The organism is Arthrobacter sp. yr096 (assembly GCF_900108925.1).
Taxonomy (GTDB): Bacteria; Actinomycetota; Actinomycetes; order Actinomycetales; family Micrococcaceae; genus Arthrobacter.
In genome coordinates this window covers 736,256-755,995 of record NZ_FNYI01000001.1, presented here as the reverse complement: position 1 = coordinate 755,995, position 19,740 = coordinate 736,256, and the positions used below count along the sequence as shown (strand labels likewise).

Genomic DNA, 19,740 nt, shown 5'->3' with positions numbered 1-19,740 from the left:
ACTCACCTGTCCTCTCCTTCGACAGCGTCCGGAGTGTCCAGTCCCGCAGCAGCCTGGGATCTTTGAGGCGGAGTCCCGGGGTCGGTACCCAGAACGAGCATCTGGCGCTCGCGAGCAGTACCCGGGAACTCAATGTCAGCCGGTTCGAGCTGCAGAGGTGACTTGACGATAGTGCCTCCTTGCCGGAGAGGCAGCGTCAACCGGAAGTTTGACCCCGATCCTTTTCGGCCCCATGCCTGCAGCCAACCGTTGTGCAGCTTGGTGTCCTCAGCCGCAATCGAAAGGCCAAGCCCGCTGCCGCCCGTGGTGCGCGCCCGTGCAGGGTCTGCCCGCCAGAAACGGTCGAAGACCCGGGCGGCTTCGGCCTGGCTCATACCTATGCCATGGTCCCTTACCGAGACGGCAACGGCGTCGTGGTTTGCCGCGACAGAAATAAGGATCGGCTTTCCCTCGCCGTGTTCCAGCGCATTGAGGAGCAAATTGCGGAGGATGCGGTCTATCCTTCGCGAATCCATCTCCACCACAATGCTCTTCTGCCTGGCATTCAACCGGACGTCCGAACCGTACTCCGCCGCCACAGGCGATGCACCTTCCATGACGTGCGAAATCACTTGGAAAATGTCCTGCGGTTCTGCGTCGAGAACAGCGGCACCGGCGTCGAATCTCGAGATCTCGAGGAGGTCGGACAGCAACGACTGGAAGCGCTCCACTTGGTGATAGAGCAGCTCTGCCGATCTCTTGTTCATGGGGTCGAAGTCCTCCCGCGCTTCGAACAGGACCTCAGCTGCCATCCGGACAGTGGTGAGCGGCGTGCGCAGTTCATGGGACACGTCGGAGACGAACCGCTGCTGCATTTGGGAGAGTGTGGCCAGCTGCGTGATCTGCTCCTGGAGACTGGCAGCCATGTGGTTGAAGGAGGCACCAAGCCTGGCAACCTCGTCTTCGCCCTTGACCACCATGCGTTCCTGGAGTTGGCCCGCCGCGAGTTTTTCCGAGACCACCGCAGCATGACTGACGGGACTGACCACATTGCGCGTCACGTACCAAGCAATCGCACCGATCATGAGGACCAGGGCCGCACCGCCCGCCCAGAGCACGTTCTGGATCTCGTTCAGCGTTTGTTGAGCCGTATTGAGGTCGTAGATCAAGTAGAGCTCATAAGACGTGCCGTTGAAGGTCACCATGTTGCCCACGGCTATGCCTGGACGGTCCTCATTGCCTACGGGAAACTGTGTGGACGCCCAGAACTGTTGCTTCCCACCTTCCTGGACGGCCTTTCGCAGCTCAGGCGGAATGACGCGGACCGTGAGTTGATCCGACGCACGGGACTCTACCCAACGGTTTCGTGGCTTGGTTTGCTCCGGTTTCGCCTCAAAAACGTATCGGCGCTGGATCACCGAGCCACGGCCCTCGACTGCGGTCAAGGTGTCATACACCAACGTGATGACGCTGGACTGGTCGGTGACTTGTGCGCCGTCGAACGTGTCCTGGACTTGTTTGACGTTGTAGCGCGACTCGGACTCCGCCTGCACAAGACGCTCTTGGAAGAGGTTGTTGGCGATCTGATTGGACAGATATGCACCAACAATCGCGAAGGATGTCACCGCCAGAAGCAATGTGGTCAGGACTGTCCGAAACTCCAAGGACCGCCGCCAGCGCCGTAGCAGTGAGCGCCATAGATAGCGAAGACCCGGCCTGATCTGCCTCACACCGATGGAGACCAACCGTGAGACCCTCAACACGAGGATGAGTCCCCGGCGTGTCCAAATCCGGGCCCGGGACAGGAGCCAGGGCATGTTTCGAACCTGCCGGGCAGGTCGCTCAGGAGACGGCTGGGGGGTCGTTGACTGAGCCGGCGTCACCTGCTGTTCGCCGGCCGGGTCTGAACCTCCGGGGCTGAGGTTCTCATCCACCGTGCCGGCCTGTCCGGCCGGGGACTCAGGAACCTGCTTTATATCCGACACCACGCACCGTCAAAACAACCTCGGGCGCTTCCGGATCACGTTCAATCTTGGAGCGCAGGCGCTGGACGTGAACATTGACCAGGCGTGTGTCAGCGGCATGGCGATACCCCCAGACCTGTTCCAGGAGAAGTTCACGGGTAAACACTTGCCACGGCTTGCGCGCCAAGGCCACCAGGAGGTCGAACTCAAGGGGCGTCAGCGAGATACGTTCGCCTCCGCGGGTCACCAAGTGACCTGCGACGTCGATAGTCACGTCAGCAATCCGCAAGGTTTCGGGGGCCTTCTGGTCGCCGGGGCGCAGCCTGGCGCGAACGCGCGCCACCAGCTCCGCAGGCTTGAAAGGCTTGGGCACATAGTCATCGGCACCTGATTCAAGGCCCCTGACCACATCCGAAGTATCGGACTTCGCGGTGAGCATGACGATGGGAACGTCCGACTCCCCGCGGATCTGACGGCACACCTCGATGCCGTCTGAGCCCGGCAGCATCAGGTCAAGCAGGACCAAGTCCGGCTTGGAAGAGCGGAAGATCTCCAGAGCCTGGCCGCCATCTGCGCAGAACACCGGCTCGAAGCCATCATTGCGCAGTACGATGCCAATCATCTCTGCGAGTGCTTCGTCGTCGTCAACTACCAGAATGCGTGCCTTCATAGTTATATATTCCCTTATCACCAAGTCTTTGTCCCGTTGGGCACGGCGCCCGGCATGGCGCCCCAAGGGCAATTCCACCGTACTGCACTGCGCCGCGGACCCGTCTGCCGAACCAACCTGGCGGCAGGCTAGGAGGGACGACGGCGGGACTATAGGCTGGGTGCGAAGGTCCTGTGGGGGACGTCTGACGCCGGTGGACCGGGTCATATGGGGAGGATAGCGTGTCGCAACCAGAGCATCACCAGAATGCAACGCCAGGCGGTCAGCCAGCATGGGGCAACCAACCCCAGCCAGGCGGTCAGCCAGCATGGGGCAACCAACCCCAGTGGGGTGGTCCGCCTGCCTGGGCAGCTCCGCACAGTGGTGGACAGTTTCCCCAGGGCCAGTCTGCGCAGGGGTGGCCCCCGGGACCTCCCTATGGACAGCCCCTTTACGTCGCTCCCCCCAAGCCGGGCGTGATTCCCCTGCGTCCGCTCCAGTTTGGTGAAATTCTGGATGGCTCCTTCCAGACGATCCGCCGCAATGCTGCCTCCATGTTTGGATCCGCCCTGATCGTGCAGGCCCTCGGGGCAATCTTTGCAGGGGTCGTCACCCTGGGAGCCTTCCAGTTATCGATGTCCATGGAAGCCGTCAGCACGGAAGAGGAGTTCACCGAAGCCATGGGGCCCATCCTTGCCTTCGTGGCTGGAACTTTGGGTGTCTCAGTGCTGGTGGGTTTCCTTGGCTCGGTCCTGCAGGGCGTGCTGGTGGTTCCAGTGGCCCGGTCCGTCCTCAATCGGCGGACGGGGTTCAAACAGATGTGGAAACTTGCCGGACGCAGAATCCTGCCCTTGCTGGGCGTTGCCGTGCTCTTGACCCTCGGGGGCCTGTTGGCCGCAGCTGCAGTGGTGGGGATAGCAGTACTTCTGTTTACCGCAATGGGTCCTGGGGCACTGCTCATTGTCCTGCCCCTGGGGCTGGGTTCCATCGTGCTGTTCGTCTGGATCGGACTAAAACTGATGTTGGCTCCGGCGGCCATTGTGGTGGAGCGGACCGGCGTCTATGACGGTCTCCTCCGCTCCTGGCAGCTGACAAAGAATAATTGGTGGCGCATTTTCGGTATCACTCTGGTGGTGGCCATCATGGTGGCTGTCATTGCCCAGATTGTGCAGATCCCTGTTTCCTTTGCTGCAACCGCGATCGGTGGAGTTGTGTCGCCGCACCCGGACCAGGAATCGCTCGCTTCCGCTTTAGTGCTCTCCACAGTGATTTCGTCCGCGGTTGCAGCATTGGTGGGCTCTGTGACGTTCGCCTTCCAGGCCTCCGTTTTCGCATTGATCTACATGGATCTGCGAATGCGCCGTGATGGCTTGGATGTTGAGCTGCTGCGCCTGATGGAAACCGACGCAGATCCGGACGGAATTCCAGGTGCACCGTCCGTCCATCCCGGCAATGTTTGGCCCCCGAACGGTGGACCATTTCCGTCCGCATTCCCCGGGCAGCGGCCCCCCGCATGAGCGGGACGATCCGGGATTTCACCGCACCTTTGGCAGTCATGGAACCTCCCGTAACCCCGGACCGCGAGGAAGCGCGGCGCTGGGCTGCTGAAGAACTTTCCAAGCCCCAATACCCTGATGCCCGGCCCGGCTGGCTGGACCAGCTCTGGCGCGATTTCATGGACTGGTTGTCCTCTTTGGAGGGAGACGGAACCGGCGCCGGCCCTAACTTTGCGATTCCCCTTATTGTTGCTCTGGCCGTGGCCCTGCTGGTCGTGGCCATTGTGGTGGTCCGTCCACGCCTGAATGTCCGCCGAAAGGCGGCCACGGCGGACATCTACGGGGAAGACACAACTCTCGACGCTGATGCTTACCGGACACGGGCAGCACAGGCAGCCGACGACGGCGACTGGCCTGCCGCCGTCGTCGATCAATTCCGCGCGGTGGTCCGCTCCGCCGAAGAGAGGGACGTCATTGACGTCCGCGCCGGGAGGACTGCCGATGAGGCTGCCGGGCAACTGGGGACGGTGTTTGGCACCGCCCAATCCCGGCTCGACTCCGCCGCGCGCGTTTTCGATGCTGTGCGCTACGGCGAACAGGGCGCAACGAACGCCGATTACGCGGCTATCCGCCAGTTGGATGCCGATATCCTCGCGCTGAAGCCCGAGTTCGCAGGCCGTGCCACCACCGGATTCGCGGTGCCCCGATGACAGTGGCTGCGAAGGAGGCAATGACGCACCCTGACGAGGCAACTCCCTTGAATGGCCCAGGCCAGGGTTTCAAGTCCTGGTTCAGGAAGCGCCTGGCGTGGATTGCGATCTGTACCCTGCTGCTTGGCCTGGTGGCTTACCTTGCCATCGCCAATCTTGCCGGCACCAAGGATGCACGGACGTTGTCTGCCCGTAACCCAGCTCCGGATGGGGCCATGGCCGTGGCCGAGATCCTGGGCAGACACGGGGTCAACGTCACCCCGACAGACTCCCTCGACGAGACCTTGGCAGCGTTGTCGGGAAATGCCGAATCCACAGTCCTTCTCTATGACCCCCGCGGATTTTTGGACGGCTCCCAGATCGCGGACTTGACTGCGGCGGCTGATCGCTTGGTGGTGATCACGCCACGGCTCAGGACTCTCAACGGCCTCGAAGCGGAATTCCGGCCTGGTGGCGTGGTTCCTGAAGCAACCAGCGAACTGGAGCCTGCCTGCGCCCAGGACGATGCGCAGGCAGCAGGGCGTGTGTCGGCGCAAGGCTCAATCTATGCCGGCCCAACAGTCTGCTATGCCGTCAGGGACAACGGGCCCGGACTCTACGCATCCTCATCCGATGGCCGGGTGATAGTTCTCGGCAGCACCGATCTGGTAGACAATCAGCACCTCGCGGAGTCAGGGAACGCCGCCCTCGCCTTGCGCACCCTGGGCAATAACACTGACCTCGTCTGGTACACCCCGGGAGTCCGGGATGTTGCGGCGAACGATTCCACACCCACCCTCAACGAACTTGCTCCCCGCTGGCTGGCCTTCGCCGGTCCATGGTTGGCGGTGGTGGCGCTCTTGGCCATCATGTGGCGGGGCCGGCGTATGGGTCCTCTGGTTTTCGAGCCCCTTCCGGTGTTTGTCAAAGCCGCGGAGACGGCGGAAGGCAGGGCCCGCTTGTACCAGGACTCGAGAGCTGTTGATCGGGCTGCCGACAACCTGCGTGCCGGAACCCTGGCGCGTCTTGCCCGGCACTTCAATCTCGGGGCGGATGCGGGCAAAGATTCAATCGTGGCCGCGGCAGCCCAACACCTGGGCCGGCCAGCCCCGGAAGTGCGATCCATCCTGATCGACTTCATGCCTGCCGACGAAGGACAACTGGTGCAGTGGGCACAACAGATCGAACGAATAGAACAGGAGGCGACCGCCCGATGAGCAACCAGCCGAACAGCTACACGGACAGCAACAGCCAATACACGGGCGGTGTGGCGGCCCAACAGGGCACACACCAGTACGGCATGCCCCACCATGGCGAAGCCTCGCACAACGGGCACCATGAGATGGTTGACGATCCCGCCCGGCAGTCGTTGCTCAACGTCCGGGCGGAAGTTGCCAAGGCTGTGGTGGGACAGGACCCCACCGTCACTGGCATGCTCATCGCCTTGCTCTGCGGCGGACATGTCCTCCTTGAGGGCGTTCCAGGTGTCGCGAAGACCTTGTTGGTGAGGGCGTTGTCCACCGCTTTGAGCCTGGATACCAAGCGGGTGCAGTTCACACCGGACCTCATGCCCGGCGACGTCACCGGGTCCCTCGTCTATGACGCCCACTCGTCCGAATTTACGTTCCGCGAAGGCCCTGTCTTCACCAACATCATGCTCGCGGACGAGATCAACCGGACCCCTCCCAAGACCCAGGCCTCACTTCTGGAAGCCATGGAAGAGCGACAGGTTTCAGTGGATGGCGTATCCCGTCCGCTTCCGGTTCCCTTCATTGTGGCGGCCACGCAAAACCCCGTTGAATACGAAGGCACCTATCCACTGCCAGAGGCCCAGTTGGACCGGTTCCTCCTCAAACTGACCATGCCGTTGCCGGGAAGAGCAGAGGAAATCGAAGTCATACGTCGCCATGCCAGCGGCTTTGATCCGCGGAACCTGTCGGCCGCCGGCGTGCGGCCGGTGGCTGGCGCCGTCGAGCTTGCCGCCGCCCAAGCGGCAGTGGCGCAGGTGGCTGTTGCTCCGGAAATCCTTGCCTACATCGTGGACATCGTTCGCGCCACCCGGTCTGCTCCGTCGTTCCAGTTGGGGGTCTCTCCCCGTGGCGCCACCGCGCTGCTGAACACGTCCAAGGCGTGGGCGTGGTTGTCCGGAAGGTCGTTCGTGACCCCGGACGACGTCAAGGCTTTGTCGTTGCCGTGCCTTCGTCACAGGGTTGGCCTGCGTCCCGAAGCGCAGATGGATGGAATCCAGGTGGATGACATCCTGGGCAGCATCCTCGGATCGGTTCCGGTACCGCGGTGACACGGCTGTTGGTGTACAGAAGGGTGCCCTGAATGGCCATCACGGGGCGTTTCGTGGTGCTGGCGCTCGTGGGTTTAGTGCCCTTGATCATGTTTCCTGCATGGATCACGGTTCTGTTGGTTGGCCTGGGTTTATTGCTCCTGCTGAGCGTTGACCTGCTGTTGGCGGCATCGCCGGCAAAGCTGGATCTGACACGCCGGCAACCCGGCAACGTAACGCTTGAAGGCAAAGCAGAATCTGTTGTGACAGTCACCAACCCCACCCGGAAGAAGCTTCGGGCGACGGTCAGGGATGCATGGCAACCATCAGCCGGTGCTATCGGACCGGCACAGCCGCTTATGGTGCCACCGGGCGAACGTCGCCGAATGACCGTTGGTTTGTTCCCCCGGCGCCGGGGCGACCTTGAGAGCCCGCACGTGACCATCCGCTCTCTGGGTCCGTTGGGTCTGGCCGCCCGGCAACGCACCCGTCCGCTGCCCGGACAGCTGCGGGTCTTGCCGCCGTTCCATTCGAAGCGCCACCTGCCCTCCAAGCTTCGCAAGCTCAGGGAATTGGATGGCCGGGCTGCTGTGCAAATCCGCGGAGCCGGGACAGAATTCGATTCCCTTCGAGACTACGTCCGCGGCGACGACGTCCGGTCCATCGACTGGCGAGCCACTGCCCGTCGCACCTCCGTAGTGGTTCGGACATGGCGCCCCGAACGTGACCGGCGCGTTGTCATCGTGCTGGACACTTCACGCACTGCCGCAGCAAGAATCGAGGATGAGCCACGCCTCGACACCGGGATTGAGGCGGCTCTGCTTCTTGCGGTACTGGCCGAACGCGGCGGAGACCGCGTGGACTTCCTTGCCTATGACCGGCGGCTCCGGGCGCGCGTTGAGTCGGCGTCCAAAGGCAATCTGCTGGGTCAGCTTGTCCAGGCCATGGCCCCTCTGGAAGCTGAACTGATCGAACTGGACTGGCAGCAGATTCCGGGTCAGGTCAGGGCCGTGTCGGCGCACCGGTCGTTGGTGGTGCTCTTGACGGCGCTCGACGGCGGCGCCCCCGAGGAAGGTCTGCTCCCCACCGTGGCTCAACTGTCCCGGCAGCACGTCGTGATTGTGGCTTCGGTTCGGGATCCCTTGTTGGGGGCGATGAAGGAACAGCGAACCACGGCAAGCCAAGTGTTCCGGGCAGCGGCCGCCGAACGTGCCCTCTTGGAACGCGCCGCCGTCACAGCGCAGCTGCGTCAGCTTGGGGCCGAAGTGGTGGACGCCGAGCCCCTGGACGTTCCTCCACTGCTCGCTGACACTTATATCCGGCTCAAAGCTGCCGGTCGACTCTAGTTCCCGGACTCCAGGAAAGGACTGCCATGAGCGCACCCATTTATCAGTTGGCACTCGGCGACGATTTCGCCAAGCTGGCCCCTGAGCTGCAGGAGTATTTCTCGCTGGCCGCCGGTTCCGGAACCTACGGCATCGGCCAAGGAACCTTCGACGTCGTGGGTTGCCGCCAGAAATGGCTGCGGCCACTGTTGGCGTTGACAGGAAGCGAGGAGGCTTTCTTTCCGGAGTACGGCGAAGGCATTCCGTTCCGGATAGAAAACCACGCGCATGTGGACCCGTTCGGACGCCCCGCCTTGACGGCCCGGCGGGAGATCTACTTCCCCTCAGTGACCAGGCTCTTCCATGACACGACAAGTGCCATCAGGCCGGCCGGCGACGGACAGGGTGCCCAAGGGCGGGCACGCCTGGTGGACCACGTGGGACGGTATCGCAGGCTGGTAACCGACTTGGACGTAACTGTCACCGCCGAAGGCCGCCTGCGTGGGGTGTCCAACGCGAGCAGGCTGCTCCTGGGGCCGTTGCGCCTCCCGTTGCCCGCAGCCCTCGACGCCCGCGCCTATGCGGAACAATGGTGGGACGGGGTGGAACGCAAGCACCGGATCCAAGTCAAGGTCATCCAACCCCAAATCGGCCTTGTACTGGTGTATGCCGGACGCTTCGACTATCACCTGGCGCCCTATCTTCCAGGAGCCGCACCCGGCACAACGCTCCCCCGGTATGCGGAACCGGAACGCTGGGAAAAGAGAATCTGACGGCCCATGCGTCAGCCTTGAGCCAACTGGTCCAGTCCGTCAGCCACGTGCGTCAATTTGGTCAGGACGTCCTTCGCCGCCGAGGGCTTGAAGCCCGCGAGTCCTGTCGAGGGAGTGACACGCAGACCTGACAGGGCCGAGGCCGGCAGGCCAAGTTGGCGCCACGGTTTCCAAATGCTTTCCACCACATCGGATGTCCGGGGCAGAGGCGCCTGGGAATCATAGGTGGGCAACGCTCCCGCCCACACCCGCTTTCCATCTTCCACAGCTGCAGCAAGGTGTTCCCACTGCCTGGTAGTCAGGGCACGGAGCGGGACGGACACTCCATCGGCCCCGGCCGCGAGTATCCGCTCGATGGGCGCCTCAACTTCCGGGACGGACAGGACAGTCTCGACGACGCCAGCAGCCTTGAGCGCATCGATCAGCAGCCGCCAGGCAGCGGTCACTTCTTCCCCTGGAATGGAACGCAAGGTTCGGTATCCACTGGCCGTCGGGATGGTTCCAGCCATCACCGAGGCAATGTCCGGCTCGTCCACCTGGACTACAATCCCTGCCCCTGGGACGGCAGCCGAAACACGACGGAGGTGATCCGCCACACCGGCCGCCAAGGACTCCGCAATATCCCGGCGGGCACCATAATCCAGCAGGGCGCGTTCGCCGTTGTGCAGGTGGAGACTTGCCGCCAGACTAAGGGGGCCCAACATCTGGACCTTGAGTTCCCCTGCGGAAACTTCTTCGGCTCCGGCGACGTCGGCCAGGATGTTGATGTCCGTTGCTAGCGCGGAGCGTGCCCGCTGGGCGTCTTTCCCCGGCCGGTCCACAAGCCGCCAGCCATGCGGCTGGACATCGATGGCCAGGTCAACAAGCAAAGAAGCTGACCGGCCTACGGCATCCGAGCCCACACCGCGGTCCGGAAGTTCCGGCAGGAAAGGCAGGTGCGGGTTCCCCAACTCCCCCCGGATAATCCGGTTGGCCTCTGCGGGATCGCCGCCCGGCCATGGCCCCAGACCGGTGGCGCTGGCGCGCAGGTCATTCACTGACGACATTGATCAAGCCTGCTGGCTGGAAATCTGGTGATCCTCGGCGATGGCCTCGTGGTGACGGATCACTTCACTGATGATGAAGTTCAGGAACTTCTCGGCGAAAGCGGGATCCAGGTGCGCATCCTCCGCAAGCCGGCGCAAGCGCGCGATCTGGGCGGCTTCGCGGCCCGGGTCACCGGCGGGAAGCTTATGGGTTGCCTTGAGAATGCCAACTTTCTGTGTGGCTTTGAACCGCTCTGCAAGCAGGAAGACCAGTGTTGCGTCGATGTTGTCGATGCTGGACCGGATGGACAACAACTCATCCATGACGGTGCGGTCCACTTGGCCGGCCAGGGAACTCGCAGCCGGGTTGAAGGAATCGGCGTCATGGGGAAGGGCGTTGTTCTGCTCGGTCATGCACCCCAGTCTATGGTGATTCCCAGTTCCGCTGCGGGTGTTACCTTCGTCCACGGGAGCCGCAGCAGGATCAAGGCCGCAGGTTAGTATCCCCCGGGCCTCCATCGGAGCACAATGGCATCATCACTGCTGTTCCGGCAAAGGAGCCTTCATGAAAATCGCTGTTCTGGGCACGGGGATGGTTGGGCATGCACTCGCCGGGAAGCTCGTATCCCTGGGGCACGAAGTCACCATGGGATCCCGCGAGTCCGGCAATCCCAAGGGCGAGGCATGGGCCGGGCAGTCCGGACCGAATGCACGGGCGGGCTCCTTCGCCCAAGCGGCAGCCTTCTCTGAGTTGATCGTGAATGCCACGCCGGGCACCGTGAGCCTCGCGGCACTGGCGGAAGCCGGTACTGAAAACCTCAACGGCAAGGTGTTGCTGGACGTCTCAAATCCTCTGGACTCTTCGGGCGGTTTCCCGCCATCTCTGACGGTGTGCAACACGGACAGCATCGCCGAGACAATTCAACGGAGCTACCCTGAAGTTCGTGTGGTCAAGTCCTTGAACACGGTCAGTGCCCCGGTCATGGTGGATCCTGGCATGCTCCCTGGCGCCCATGACATCTTCATGGCGGGAAACGATCAGGGCGCCAAGTCGATCGTTTCCGGGCTATTGCAGGAATTCGGCTGGTCTCCCGGGCACATCCGGGACCTCGGGGGCCTCGACGCTGCCCGCGGAATGGAGATGTGGCTACCGCTGTGGCTCCGTATCTTCATACAGCAGCCACAAGGAAAGATGTTCAACATCGGCATCATCTCTGAATAACGCCGTTTCACCGCCAACGCAGAAGTGGTACGCCCCTCCGGCGAGGGACGCACCACTTGCTGTGGCGTCCGGCTTTGCGTGCCCGGGCCTAACCGCCCAGCAGCGCGCGGTGGGCTTCCCGTCGTCGTGCTTGTTCGTCAGGGTCCGGTACCGGCAGGGAGGCGATCAGCCGCTTGGTGTAGTCGTGCTGCGGTGAACCCATGACGTGGTTACCGATGCCCTGCTCCACCAACTTGCCCTTGTACAGAACGCCCACCCAGTGCGACAACATGTCCACCACTGCGAGGTCGTGACTGATGAAGAGCGCCGCGAAGCCGAACTGCTCCTGGATGTCCTTGAAAAGATCCAGGACTTTGGCCTGCACCGAGACGTCCAGGGCGGACGTCGGTTCGTCGGCGATCAGCAGACGCGGGTTGAGCGCCAAGGACCTCGCCAAGGAGGCGCGCTGCCGCTGCCCGCCGGACAGTTCATGCGGGTAGCGCTGCGCATACGACGCCGGCAGCTGGACTGACTCAAGCAGCTCGCCTACCTTCTTCCGCGCCTCAGCCGCACTCGGTTTGGTATGGATCATCAGCGGCTCGGCCACGCACTCACCTATGGTGAGATGCGGGTTGAAGGACGCCGCAGGGTCCTGGAATACGAAGCCGATCTCCTTGCGAAGCGGCCGGAAAGTCCGCTCCTTGAAGTCGAGCATCTCGTAGCCGAGTACTTTCAGGCTGCCCCCCGTTGTACGGTTCAGGCCTGCGATGGCACGTCCGATGGTGGATTTGCCGGACCCGGACTCACCCACCAGCCCAAAGACCTCGTTCTCCGAAACCGTGAAGCTGACGTCGTCCACAGCTTTGAATCCGTGCCTGCCGAACCGGCCCGGGTACTCGATGGTGAGGTTCTTTGCTTCCACCAGGATCTTGCCGTCCTGATGGAGGCGGCCACGGGCACCTTCCGAGGCCGAATGACGGCCAAGGTGAGGCACGGCAGCCAAGAGCTTCCTGGTGTACTCCTGTTTGGGTACGGCGAAGAGCACCCTGGACGGAGCTTCTTCCACGACATCGCCCTGGTACATCACCACGACGCGGTCCGCGAGGTCTGCCACCACACCCATGTTGTGGGTAATCAGCACAATCGAGGTCCCGTAGTTGTCCCGTAAATCGCGCAGGAGCTGCAGAATCTCCGCCTGGACCGTGACGTCCAAGGCCGTTGTTGGCTCGTCTGCCACAATCAACCCGGGGTTCAGTGCGAGCGCGGCTGCGATAACCACGCGTTGTTTCTGGCCGCCTGAGAACTGGTGCGGGTAATAGTTGACCCGGGTTTCGGGGTCCGGAATACCCACCTTGCGGAGTGCCTCAGTTGCCCGTTGTTTCGCTTCCTTGGCGGAGATGCGTTTGCCGTCCGTTGCATGTGCCCGGATGCCTTCGGCAATTTGCCAGCCCACGGTAAAGACCGGATTCAGTGCTGTGGAAGGTTCCTGGAACACCATGGCTACATCGCGCCCGCGGATCTTGCGCAGCGTCGACTTGCTGACACTGATGACGTTGTTGCCGTTGATCACCACGGCGCCCGAACTGATGGCCGTTTCCGGAAGCAGGCCCAGGATGGTCTTGGCGGTAACGGTCTTGCCGGATCCTGACTCGCCCACGATCGCAACGACTTCACCGGCCTTTACGTCGAGGCTGACGTCCTTGACGGCGTGAACATCACCGCCGTCCGTGGCGAATGTGACCTGGAGCTGGTCAATGGTGAGAACAGGCTGACCACTGCCGGCCTGGTCTGAAACATGTCCAAGATTGGTGGTCATGGCTTACCTGCCTCTGCCGGGGTAGACGGCGTTGTTGGTGCTGCCGGAGTCCCGGGTGCGGGTGTTCTGCCTGCGCGCTTGCGTCCACGGATGCGGGGATCGTTGAGGTCGTTGATGCTTTCGCCCACCAAGGTCAGTCCCAGGACCGTGAGGACAATCGCGATACCCGGGAAGACGCCCGTCCACCAAATACCGGACGACGTGTCAGCCAGGGCCTTGTTGAGGTCGAAGCCCCATTCAGCAGCCGACGTGGGCTCGATGCCGAAGCCCAGGAAGCCCAGGCCGGCCAGCGTCAGGATTGCCTCGGAGGCGTTGAGCGTAAACATGAGCGGCAGGGTCCTGGTGGCGTTCTTGAAAATATGGCGGCCTATGATGCGCATGCTGGACGCTCCCAGCACTTTGGCCGATTCGACGAACGGCTCAGCCTTGAGGCGGATGGTCTCTGCACGGATGACCCGGAAGTACTGCGGGACGAAGACCACAGTGATGGAGAAAGCACAGGAGAAAATACCGCCCCAGAAGCTGGATTGCCCCCGGCTGATCACAATGGAGATGACGATGGCAAGGAGGAGTGTGGGGAAGGCGTAAATGGCGTCTGCGACAACCACCAGGATCCTGTCCAGCCACCCGCCAAAGTAGCCGCTGAGCAAGCCAAGAGCCACACCGAGGAACAGGGACATCGCTACAGACACGATGATGACCGTCACGGCCGTTTGCGATCCCCAGATAACGCGCGACAAAACGTCGTAGCCGCCCACTGTCGTTCCCAGCAGGTGTTCACTGCTTGGGGCTTGTTGCGTGGGGAAAGAACCCGAGGCATCACTGAGTTGCGAGTAGCCATAAGGAGCCAGCAGTGGCGCGAAGATACTGGTCAGGATGAACAATCCGCTGAGGACGACGCCAACGACGAGCATGCCACGCTGAAGGCCCACGCTCTTCTTGAGGTGTGAGATGACGGGCAGCCGGGAGAACAGTGGCTGCTTGGGTGCTGTCAATGCAGGAGTGCTCATGATCAGTACCTCACTCGGGGGTCGATGAGCGCGGCGATAATGTCCACGATGAAATTGGTGACGGCCACGATGATGGCCAGCAGTACAACGATTCCCTGGACAGCCACGAAGTCACGGGCATTCAGATATTGCACCAGCTGGTACCCCAGGCCCTTCCATTCGAACGTGGTTTCAGTCAGGATTGCGCCGCCCAACATCAGCGCGATTTGAAGGCCCATCACGGTGATGATGGGAATCAAGGCCGGCTTGTAGGCGTGCTTGGTCACGAGTCGGTACTCGCTGACGCCCCGGGATCGTCCTGCTTCGATGTAGTCCTTCCCCAGCGTTCCGATCACGTTGGTGCGCACCAGCCGGAGGAAGACACCGGCGGTCAGGAGGCCGAGGGCTATTGCGGGGAGGACGGCGTGCGCGGCGATGTCTCCGAGAGCAGTGAAGTTTCCGCTGCGGATCGCGTCAAGCCAATAAATCCCTGATGGCGCAGCCAGCCCGCTCATGGTCAGTTCCGTCCGCGTAGAGGCACGGCCGGCAACGGGGAACCATCCGAGCCACACGGAGAACGTCAGTTTCAGCAGCAGTCCCGAGAAGAAGACGGGAGTGGCGTAGCAGAGGATTGCGAAGAACCTCAGCAGGGCATCGGGGGTCTTGTCGCGGTGTTGAGCGGCGATGAGGCCGAAGGGGATGCCGACAGCGAGGGCAACAATCAAAGCGTTGATCGAGAGTTCCAGTGTGGCCGCGCCAAAGGTGGTCAGCACCTCTACCACTGGCCGTCGGTCGGTGATCGTGGTGCCAAAGTTGCCGGTGATGAGCTGGCCAAGGTACTCAAAGTACTGCACCAGAACCGGCCTGTCGTAGCCGGCGTCATGAATTCGTTGTGCCAGGACGTCCGGGGGGAGCCGGCCGCCTTGGGATGCCGTGATGGGATCGCCGATGACCCTCATCAGGAAGAAAACCAACGTCACCAGGATGAAGACCGTGGGAATGATCAGGAAGAACCTGATCACGATGTACCTGCCCAGACCTCCCCCGGCCTTGGACTTGCTCTTGGGAGCAACAATCCCGGGCTCAGCCTCGGGTACCTCTATAAGTGTTGTCATTTGTTACCTGCATTTCCTGCCCGTGGATTACGCGGGGTTTTGTCTCATGCGTGCCGGCCATCGTGGTGGTCAGCAAAGGAGGCGGGACACCGGATCAGTGTCCCGCCTCCCCCGGGCGTTTTTACTTGGAAATTGTTCCGAGTCGGAACTTGAAGGACGGATCCAGAGTCTTGTCGACGCCGTTCACGCCGCTTCCGACCACCGCCACCTGGGCACCCTGGAGAAGGGGCAGGGTGGAGATGTCCTTGGCCAGTGCGTTCTGGACTTCCTTGATGTCCGCTTCGCGCTTGGTCTTGTCTGCTTCGGTGAGCTGCTTACCGATGAGGTCGTTCACCGTGGGGTTGTTGTAGTGGTTCTTCAGGAAGCCACCCTCCGGGAAGAACGGGGTGAGGTAGTTATCGGCATCGCTGAAGTCCGGGAACCAACCAAACTGGAACAGTGGGTATTCGTCGGCTCGGCTTGCCTTGCTGTACGTGACCCATTCAGTGGACTGCAGGTTAACCGTGAAGAGTCCGGATTTCTCCAGCTGCTCTTTGACCATGGCGTATTCATCGCCGGATGATCCACCGTAGTGGTCCGGGTTGTACTGCAGGTTGAGGGCAACGGGTTCGGTGATTCCGGCATCCGTGAGGACCTTTTTGGCCTTGTCCAAGCTTGGCTTTCCTGCATCGCCGTAGGCATCCTTGAAGGACTCGTTGGCGCCCAGGAAGCCGCTGGGAACGTTGGAGTACAGGGGCAGGTAGGTGCCCTTGTAGACCTGGTCTGCAATGGCCTGACGGTCAACAAGGTTTGCCACGGCCTGGCGAACAGCGAGTGCCTTGGCAGGGTCTGCCCCTGCTGCCTTCGTGCCGTACGGCATGGTGTCGAAGTTGAACGTGATGTACCGGATTTCGCCACCCGGCCCGGTAAGAACCTTGACCTTGGAATCCTTGCGGAGGTCGTCGATGTCCGTGGCGCTGAGGCTGCGGAAGGCAACGTCGATTGCTCCCTGCTGGATTTCCAGCTTCAGGTTGGTGGGGCTGGCGTAGTACTTGATGGTGGCCGCATCGTTGGCCGGTTTGCCCAGCACGCCCTGATAGTCGGCGAAGGCCTTGAAACTGACAAGCTCGTTCTTCTTGTAACTGTCAATGGTGTACTGGCCGTAGAAAGCATTCGCCTTGATGATCTCGTCGTCCGAGAGGATCTTGTCGGCCGGGAAGACTTCATCGTCCACGATCGGCGCTGCAGGGCTGCTCAGGATCTGGCTGAAGGTTTGGTCGTTGGCGTTCTTCAACTTGAACACCACCGTGGTGGCGTCGGGTGCGCTGACACTCTCAATGTTGGTCAGCAGCGACGCGGGTCCTGCGGGGTCATTAATGGCTACCTGGCGGTCGAAGGAGAACTTGACGTCCTTGGAGTCCAAGGTGTGGCCATTTGCCCATTTCAGCCCGGACTTCAGCTTGACCGTGTACTCGGAAGGAGCCGTGAAGGACGACGACTCGGCGAGGTCCGGAACCGGCTCCGCTCCCCCGGGCTTGGAGTTCAGGAGGAAGGAGTAGATCTGGTTCATCACCATGAATGAACCGTTGTCATAGGATCCTGCGGGGTCCAACGACGTTACTTTGTCAGTTGTGCCGTAGGCGATGGGGCCTGCGGCGGCCGGCGCGGATGAGGAGCCACCGCCGGAGGGTCCCGTGCAGGCCGTCAAGGCGAGCGCGGAGATGCCCGCCAGCGCGATAACGCTGTGCAGGGCCTTCTTGTTCAGTGCCATCTGGTGAACCTTCTGTTCGATGGATTCGGCGCGCCGCCGTGGGATATTTGTGACGGCGCACACTCTTAGTGCCTCGATTCAACCAGACTTCGGAGACGACGAACCCCCAATTCAGTGATTTGAGACACAAAATTTACTTTCCAGTAGCTTCGTTCTTCCGCCGAAGGGCCATTGCCCCGGAGGGTGTGCCGGAATATCGTTGTGTCCGAGTCTTCAATCGCTGAAGGACGGCCCAAAGGACAGGCACATGAGCAAGGCAGCCCTCTGTGTAGGGATCAACAAGTTCAAGTATCTTCCTCAATCAAGTTGGCTCAACGGCTGCGTCAATGATGCCGAGGACCTGGCGGCGCTGCTTGAGGAAAAGTACGGCTTCGATGCCTCCAATATCACTGTGCTCCGCGATGCCAAAGCCTCCAAGAAGTCGGTCATGGCTGAACTCGGCAAGTTACTGGACGCCGCCATCACGGGAACAGCCACACACCTCGTCTTCACCTTCTCCAGTCATGGGACGCAGGTGCCGGACACCAGTGGAGATGAAAGTGACAGCCTTGATGAGGCCTTCGCATGCTACGACATCAATAATTCCGGAGATGCCTGGGATCCGGACACGGTGATTTCCGACGATGAGCTGGCAGCACTGTTCGCCCGCCTTCCGAAGGGCGTGCTCATGGATGTTGTGCTGGATACTTGCCATAGCGGCACGGGGCTCAAGTCCCTGGACCTGCTTCCGGGCCGCCGTCCCCGCTTCCTCCCTGCGCCCACGCCCCGGGCGGTGATCGCCAACGAATCCAAAGACACGCGAAGTCTGCGGGACATGGTTAGGACAGCCAAGCTCTCAACACCGGTCCTGATGGCGGCGTGCCGCTCTGACCAGACAGCGGCCGATGCCCTGATCGACGGACGCTATAACGGCGCCTTCACCCATCATTTCGTGAAGACCGTCCAGGACGACGGCACCGCAGGACGGGCCGAGGTGTTGAAGCTTGTCAGCAAGGGACTGAAGACCGGCGGCTTTGACCAGATCGCCCAGTTGGAAGGCACGACGGCGGCACGCAAGGCTGCGTGGGGTAGCTAGGCTCCGCCTGTGTGGTGAAGTCAGTCGCCACTAATCTCCCGTGCCGTGAAACTTATTACGGACGCCGGACGACGCTTCTTCCTCTGCGTCATGATGCTGGTCCGAACCAAACAGCAGCGCCTGGCGCTCCCTGTCCATCACAGGTTTAAGGGCCGCGTACACCAAGCGGCCGCCTGCGTCGAAACGCAGCAAGCCTCCCCCGCGGACATCCACATAGTCCCGCCGTGTCTTGATCCCCAGGCGGACGTACGCCTCCCTGCGGCTCATGCGGACTGTTTGAATGAAGGAGGCCCCTATCTCGGAAATGATGAAACCGTCCGGGGTAACGCGCTCCGAGGTCCGGACACGGGTTGAACTGAGGGGCGTACGCCTCTCAAGCCGCGCCGCTTCCAGGAGCCGTGGATTCTCCCAGACGAAACGCTGAACCTCCTGGGGGTCCGAGCCGAGCGCCGAAAGCCGGACGGGATACCGGAGTCCTTGGTACTTGTCTACGCCGCTGATGTTGTTCATGGACACCCGCCTGATCCCGATGGCGGAGAACTCTGCCTGGAGCGCTTCACGGTAGCCGTAGTTGTCTTCGGGAACCATGTCAGTATCCGCTGCGATGATGCCGCGGAGCAGGTCCCGCCAGGACACATCCACCGGAGGCATGTAGGAGAGTCCCCGGATCACCATCCGCAGGACCCTGGTGGCAACGATCGATCCCGATTCGGCCTTCTGTTGCAAACTCTGGCCTTCCCCAAACCGCGCGTTCCTTGCCGACCACAATCGCTGCACGCTTCGGAGAATCGCTCCCACCACGACGGCGCCCCGGGCATGGGGCTCGGGCAACGATTGCCACCCGTCCGGTACGGCACCAACAAACGGCTCCCGCAGGGGCCCCCGGGCGAAGAGGTCACGTGCGAAGTCGAAGAGTGAACGCATCAGAACCGCGTCATCAACCACTTGCCCCGCTTCGAATCCGCCTGCCGCCGCTTCGAGCTGCCGATACACCACCTCGCGGGAGGAAAATACCGAAAGGATGGCGACAGTGTCAGCCAGAGCCTCGTGCAAGGCCAGTTGCTCCATGGTGGCCATGTGGTCGGCCCACGCAGGCCGGAATCCGTCCAGGATGGCATGCGTGACCTCATGGGCCACGATGTCCCGGTACAAGGCGGTGGGCACTTTGTATCCCATTCGGTCAACGGATCCGAAGCGGATGATGTTGGTTCCGCGCTCATAGCCGGTGTCCGTTGCGGTGACGAGGTCCCTGGCTTTGAGAACAACCCGGCCTTCCGGATTCCACGGCATGCGCCTGCCCAGCGTGGACTCGAAAATGTCCAGCGTACCCATGGCAACGCCATACACATGCTGGGCCAGGAACCGGGTGTCATCCAGGAGTTGGCGAAGATCCGCGGGTGGAGGCTCGGACACCAGTTGCCATGGATCTCCCTGCAGGGTGAGGGTTACCGGTGACACTGTGGTTCCCCGCCACTTACGGATATGAATCGCGTAGCGGTGCCCGGTGGGACCACGCCTTAGCCGTTCCACCGGAATCCGAACTTGCGCTGTCAGCGGAGGGGCGCCCGCAGTACCAATCGGCCCTTCGGCCAGGACAGTCACAGAGACCATTTGAC

Annotated in this window: 17 protein-coding genes; 8 read left to right on the top strand and 9 right to left on the bottom strand. The window is 61.9% G+C overall.

Features of this window, described 5'->3' with window-relative positions:
* Positions 1–2: 2 nt before the first annotated feature.
* Both mtrB and mtrA read right to left on the bottom strand, forming a co-directional pair.
* Positions 3–1,796, bottom strand: a complete 1,794-nt coding sequence (mtrB, locus tag BMY91_RS03575) for an MtrAB system histidine kinase MtrB (protein ID WP_256212557.1) — start codon at positions 1,794–1,796, stop codon at positions 3–5.
* A 142-nt stretch (positions 1,797–1,938) separates the two neighbouring features.
* Positions 1,939–2,613: an MtrAB system response regulator MtrA gene (gene mtrA / locus BMY91_RS03570; RefSeq protein ID WP_090818324.1), complete on the bottom strand. Its 675-nt coding sequence runs from the start codon at positions 2,611–2,613 to the stop codon at positions 1,939–1,941.
* 533 nt (positions 2,614–3,146) lie between these two features.
* On the opposite strand from mtrA, the gene BMY91_RS03565 reads away from it, so the two are divergent.
* The 6 genes from BMY91_RS03565 to BMY91_RS03540 all read left to right on the top strand — a co-directional run bounded on the left by BMY91_RS03565 (position 3,147) and on the right by BMY91_RS03540 (position 9,153).
* Complete coding sequence (locus BMY91_RS03565; RefSeq protein ID WP_256212554.1) at positions 3,147–4,109, top strand: DUF7847 domain-containing protein; 963 nt, start codon at positions 3,147–3,149, stop codon at positions 4,107–4,109.
* Positions 4,106–4,798, top strand: coding sequence for a DUF4129 domain-containing protein (locus BMY91_RS03560; RefSeq protein WP_090819142.1), 693 nt, complete (start codon positions 4,106–4,108; stop codon positions 4,796–4,798). The genes BMY91_RS03565 and BMY91_RS03560 overlap by 4 nt, the downstream gene beginning before the upstream one ends.
* 20 nt (positions 4,799–4,818) lie before the next feature.
* Positions 4,819–5,994, top strand: a complete 1,176-nt coding sequence (locus tag BMY91_RS03555) for a DUF4350 domain-containing protein (RefSeq protein WP_256212552.1) — start codon at positions 4,819–4,821, stop codon at positions 5,992–5,994.
* Positions 5,995–6,077: 83 nt separating this feature from the next.
* Positions 6,078–7,076, top strand: a complete 999-nt coding sequence (locus tag BMY91_RS03550) for an AAA family ATPase (protein WP_371261016.1) — start codon at positions 6,078–6,080, stop codon at positions 7,074–7,076.
* Positions 7,077–7,108: 32 nt separating this feature from the next.
* Positions 7,109–8,401: a DUF58 domain-containing protein gene (locus BMY91_RS03545; RefSeq protein ID WP_090818319.1), complete on the top strand. Its 1,293-nt coding sequence runs from the start codon at positions 7,109–7,111 to the stop codon at positions 8,399–8,401.
* A gap of 26 nt (positions 8,402–8,427) precedes the next feature.
* A complete protein-coding gene (locus BMY91_RS03540; protein WP_090818316.1) occupies positions 8,428–9,153 on the top strand; it encodes a DUF4166 domain-containing protein in 726 nt (241 codons plus the stop codon).
* Between the two features lie 11 nt (positions 9,154–9,164).
* Here the strand turns inward: BMY91_RS03540 and BMY91_RS03535 are convergent, their stop codons facing one another.
* Together BMY91_RS03535 and BMY91_RS03530 are read right to left on the bottom strand one after the other, a co-directional pair.
* Positions 9,165–10,199, bottom strand: coding sequence for a uroporphyrinogen decarboxylase/cobalamine-independent methonine synthase family protein (locus BMY91_RS03535; protein ID WP_090818314.1), 1,035 nt, complete (start codon positions 10,197–10,199; stop codon positions 9,165–9,167).
* Positions 10,200–10,202: 3 nt separating this feature from the next.
* Positions 10,203–10,592, bottom strand: coding sequence for a chorismate mutase (locus BMY91_RS03530; protein WP_090818311.1), 390 nt, complete (start codon positions 10,590–10,592; stop codon positions 10,203–10,205).
* 151 nt (positions 10,593–10,743) lie between these two features.
* On the opposite strand from BMY91_RS03530, the gene BMY91_RS03525 reads away from it, so the two are divergent.
* Positions 10,744–11,400, top strand: a complete 657-nt coding sequence (locus BMY91_RS03525) for an NADPH-dependent F420 reductase (protein WP_090818308.1) — start codon at positions 10,744–10,746, stop codon at positions 11,398–11,400.
* Positions 11,401–11,488: 88 nt separating this feature from the next.
* On the opposite strand, the gene BMY91_RS03520 is transcribed toward BMY91_RS03525, so the two are convergent.
* From BMY91_RS03520 to BMY91_RS03505, 4 genes are all read right to left on the bottom strand, one after another.
* Positions 11,489–13,195: an ABC transporter ATP-binding protein gene (locus BMY91_RS03520; RefSeq protein WP_090818303.1), complete on the bottom strand. Its 1,707-nt coding sequence runs from the start codon at positions 13,193–13,195 to the stop codon at positions 11,489–11,491.
* A complete protein-coding gene (locus BMY91_RS03515; protein ID WP_090818300.1) occupies positions 13,192–14,205 on the bottom strand; it encodes an ABC transporter permease in 1,014 nt (337 codons plus the stop codon). Before BMY91_RS03515 ends, BMY91_RS03520 begins: the two co-directional genes overlap by 4 nt.
* A 2-nt stretch (positions 14,206–14,207) precedes the next feature.
* A complete protein-coding gene (locus BMY91_RS03510) occupies positions 14,208–15,299 on the bottom strand; it encodes an ABC transporter permease (RefSeq protein ID WP_090818298.1) in 1,092 nt (363 codons plus the stop codon).
* Between the two features lie 121 nt (positions 15,300–15,420).
* Positions 15,421–17,049, bottom strand: a complete 1,629-nt coding sequence (locus BMY91_RS03505) for an ABC transporter substrate-binding protein (protein WP_090819136.1) — start codon at positions 17,047–17,049, stop codon at positions 15,421–15,423.
* 247 nt (positions 17,050–17,296) lie between these two features.
* Here BMY91_RS03505 and BMY91_RS03500 point away from each other — a divergent pair, with 247 nt between their 5' ends.
* Positions 17,297–18,124, top strand: a complete 828-nt coding sequence (locus BMY91_RS03500) for a caspase family protein (RefSeq protein ID WP_090818295.1) — start codon at positions 17,297–17,299, stop codon at positions 18,122–18,124.
* Positions 18,125–18,154: 30 nt separating this feature from the next.
* On the opposite strand, the gene BMY91_RS03495 is transcribed toward BMY91_RS03500, so the two are convergent.
* Positions 18,155–19,735: a gluzincin family metallopeptidase gene (locus BMY91_RS03495; protein ID WP_218143823.1), complete on the bottom strand. Its 1,581-nt coding sequence runs from the start codon at positions 19,733–19,735 to the stop codon at positions 18,155–18,157.
* Positions 19,736–19,740 lie beyond the last annotated feature (5 nt).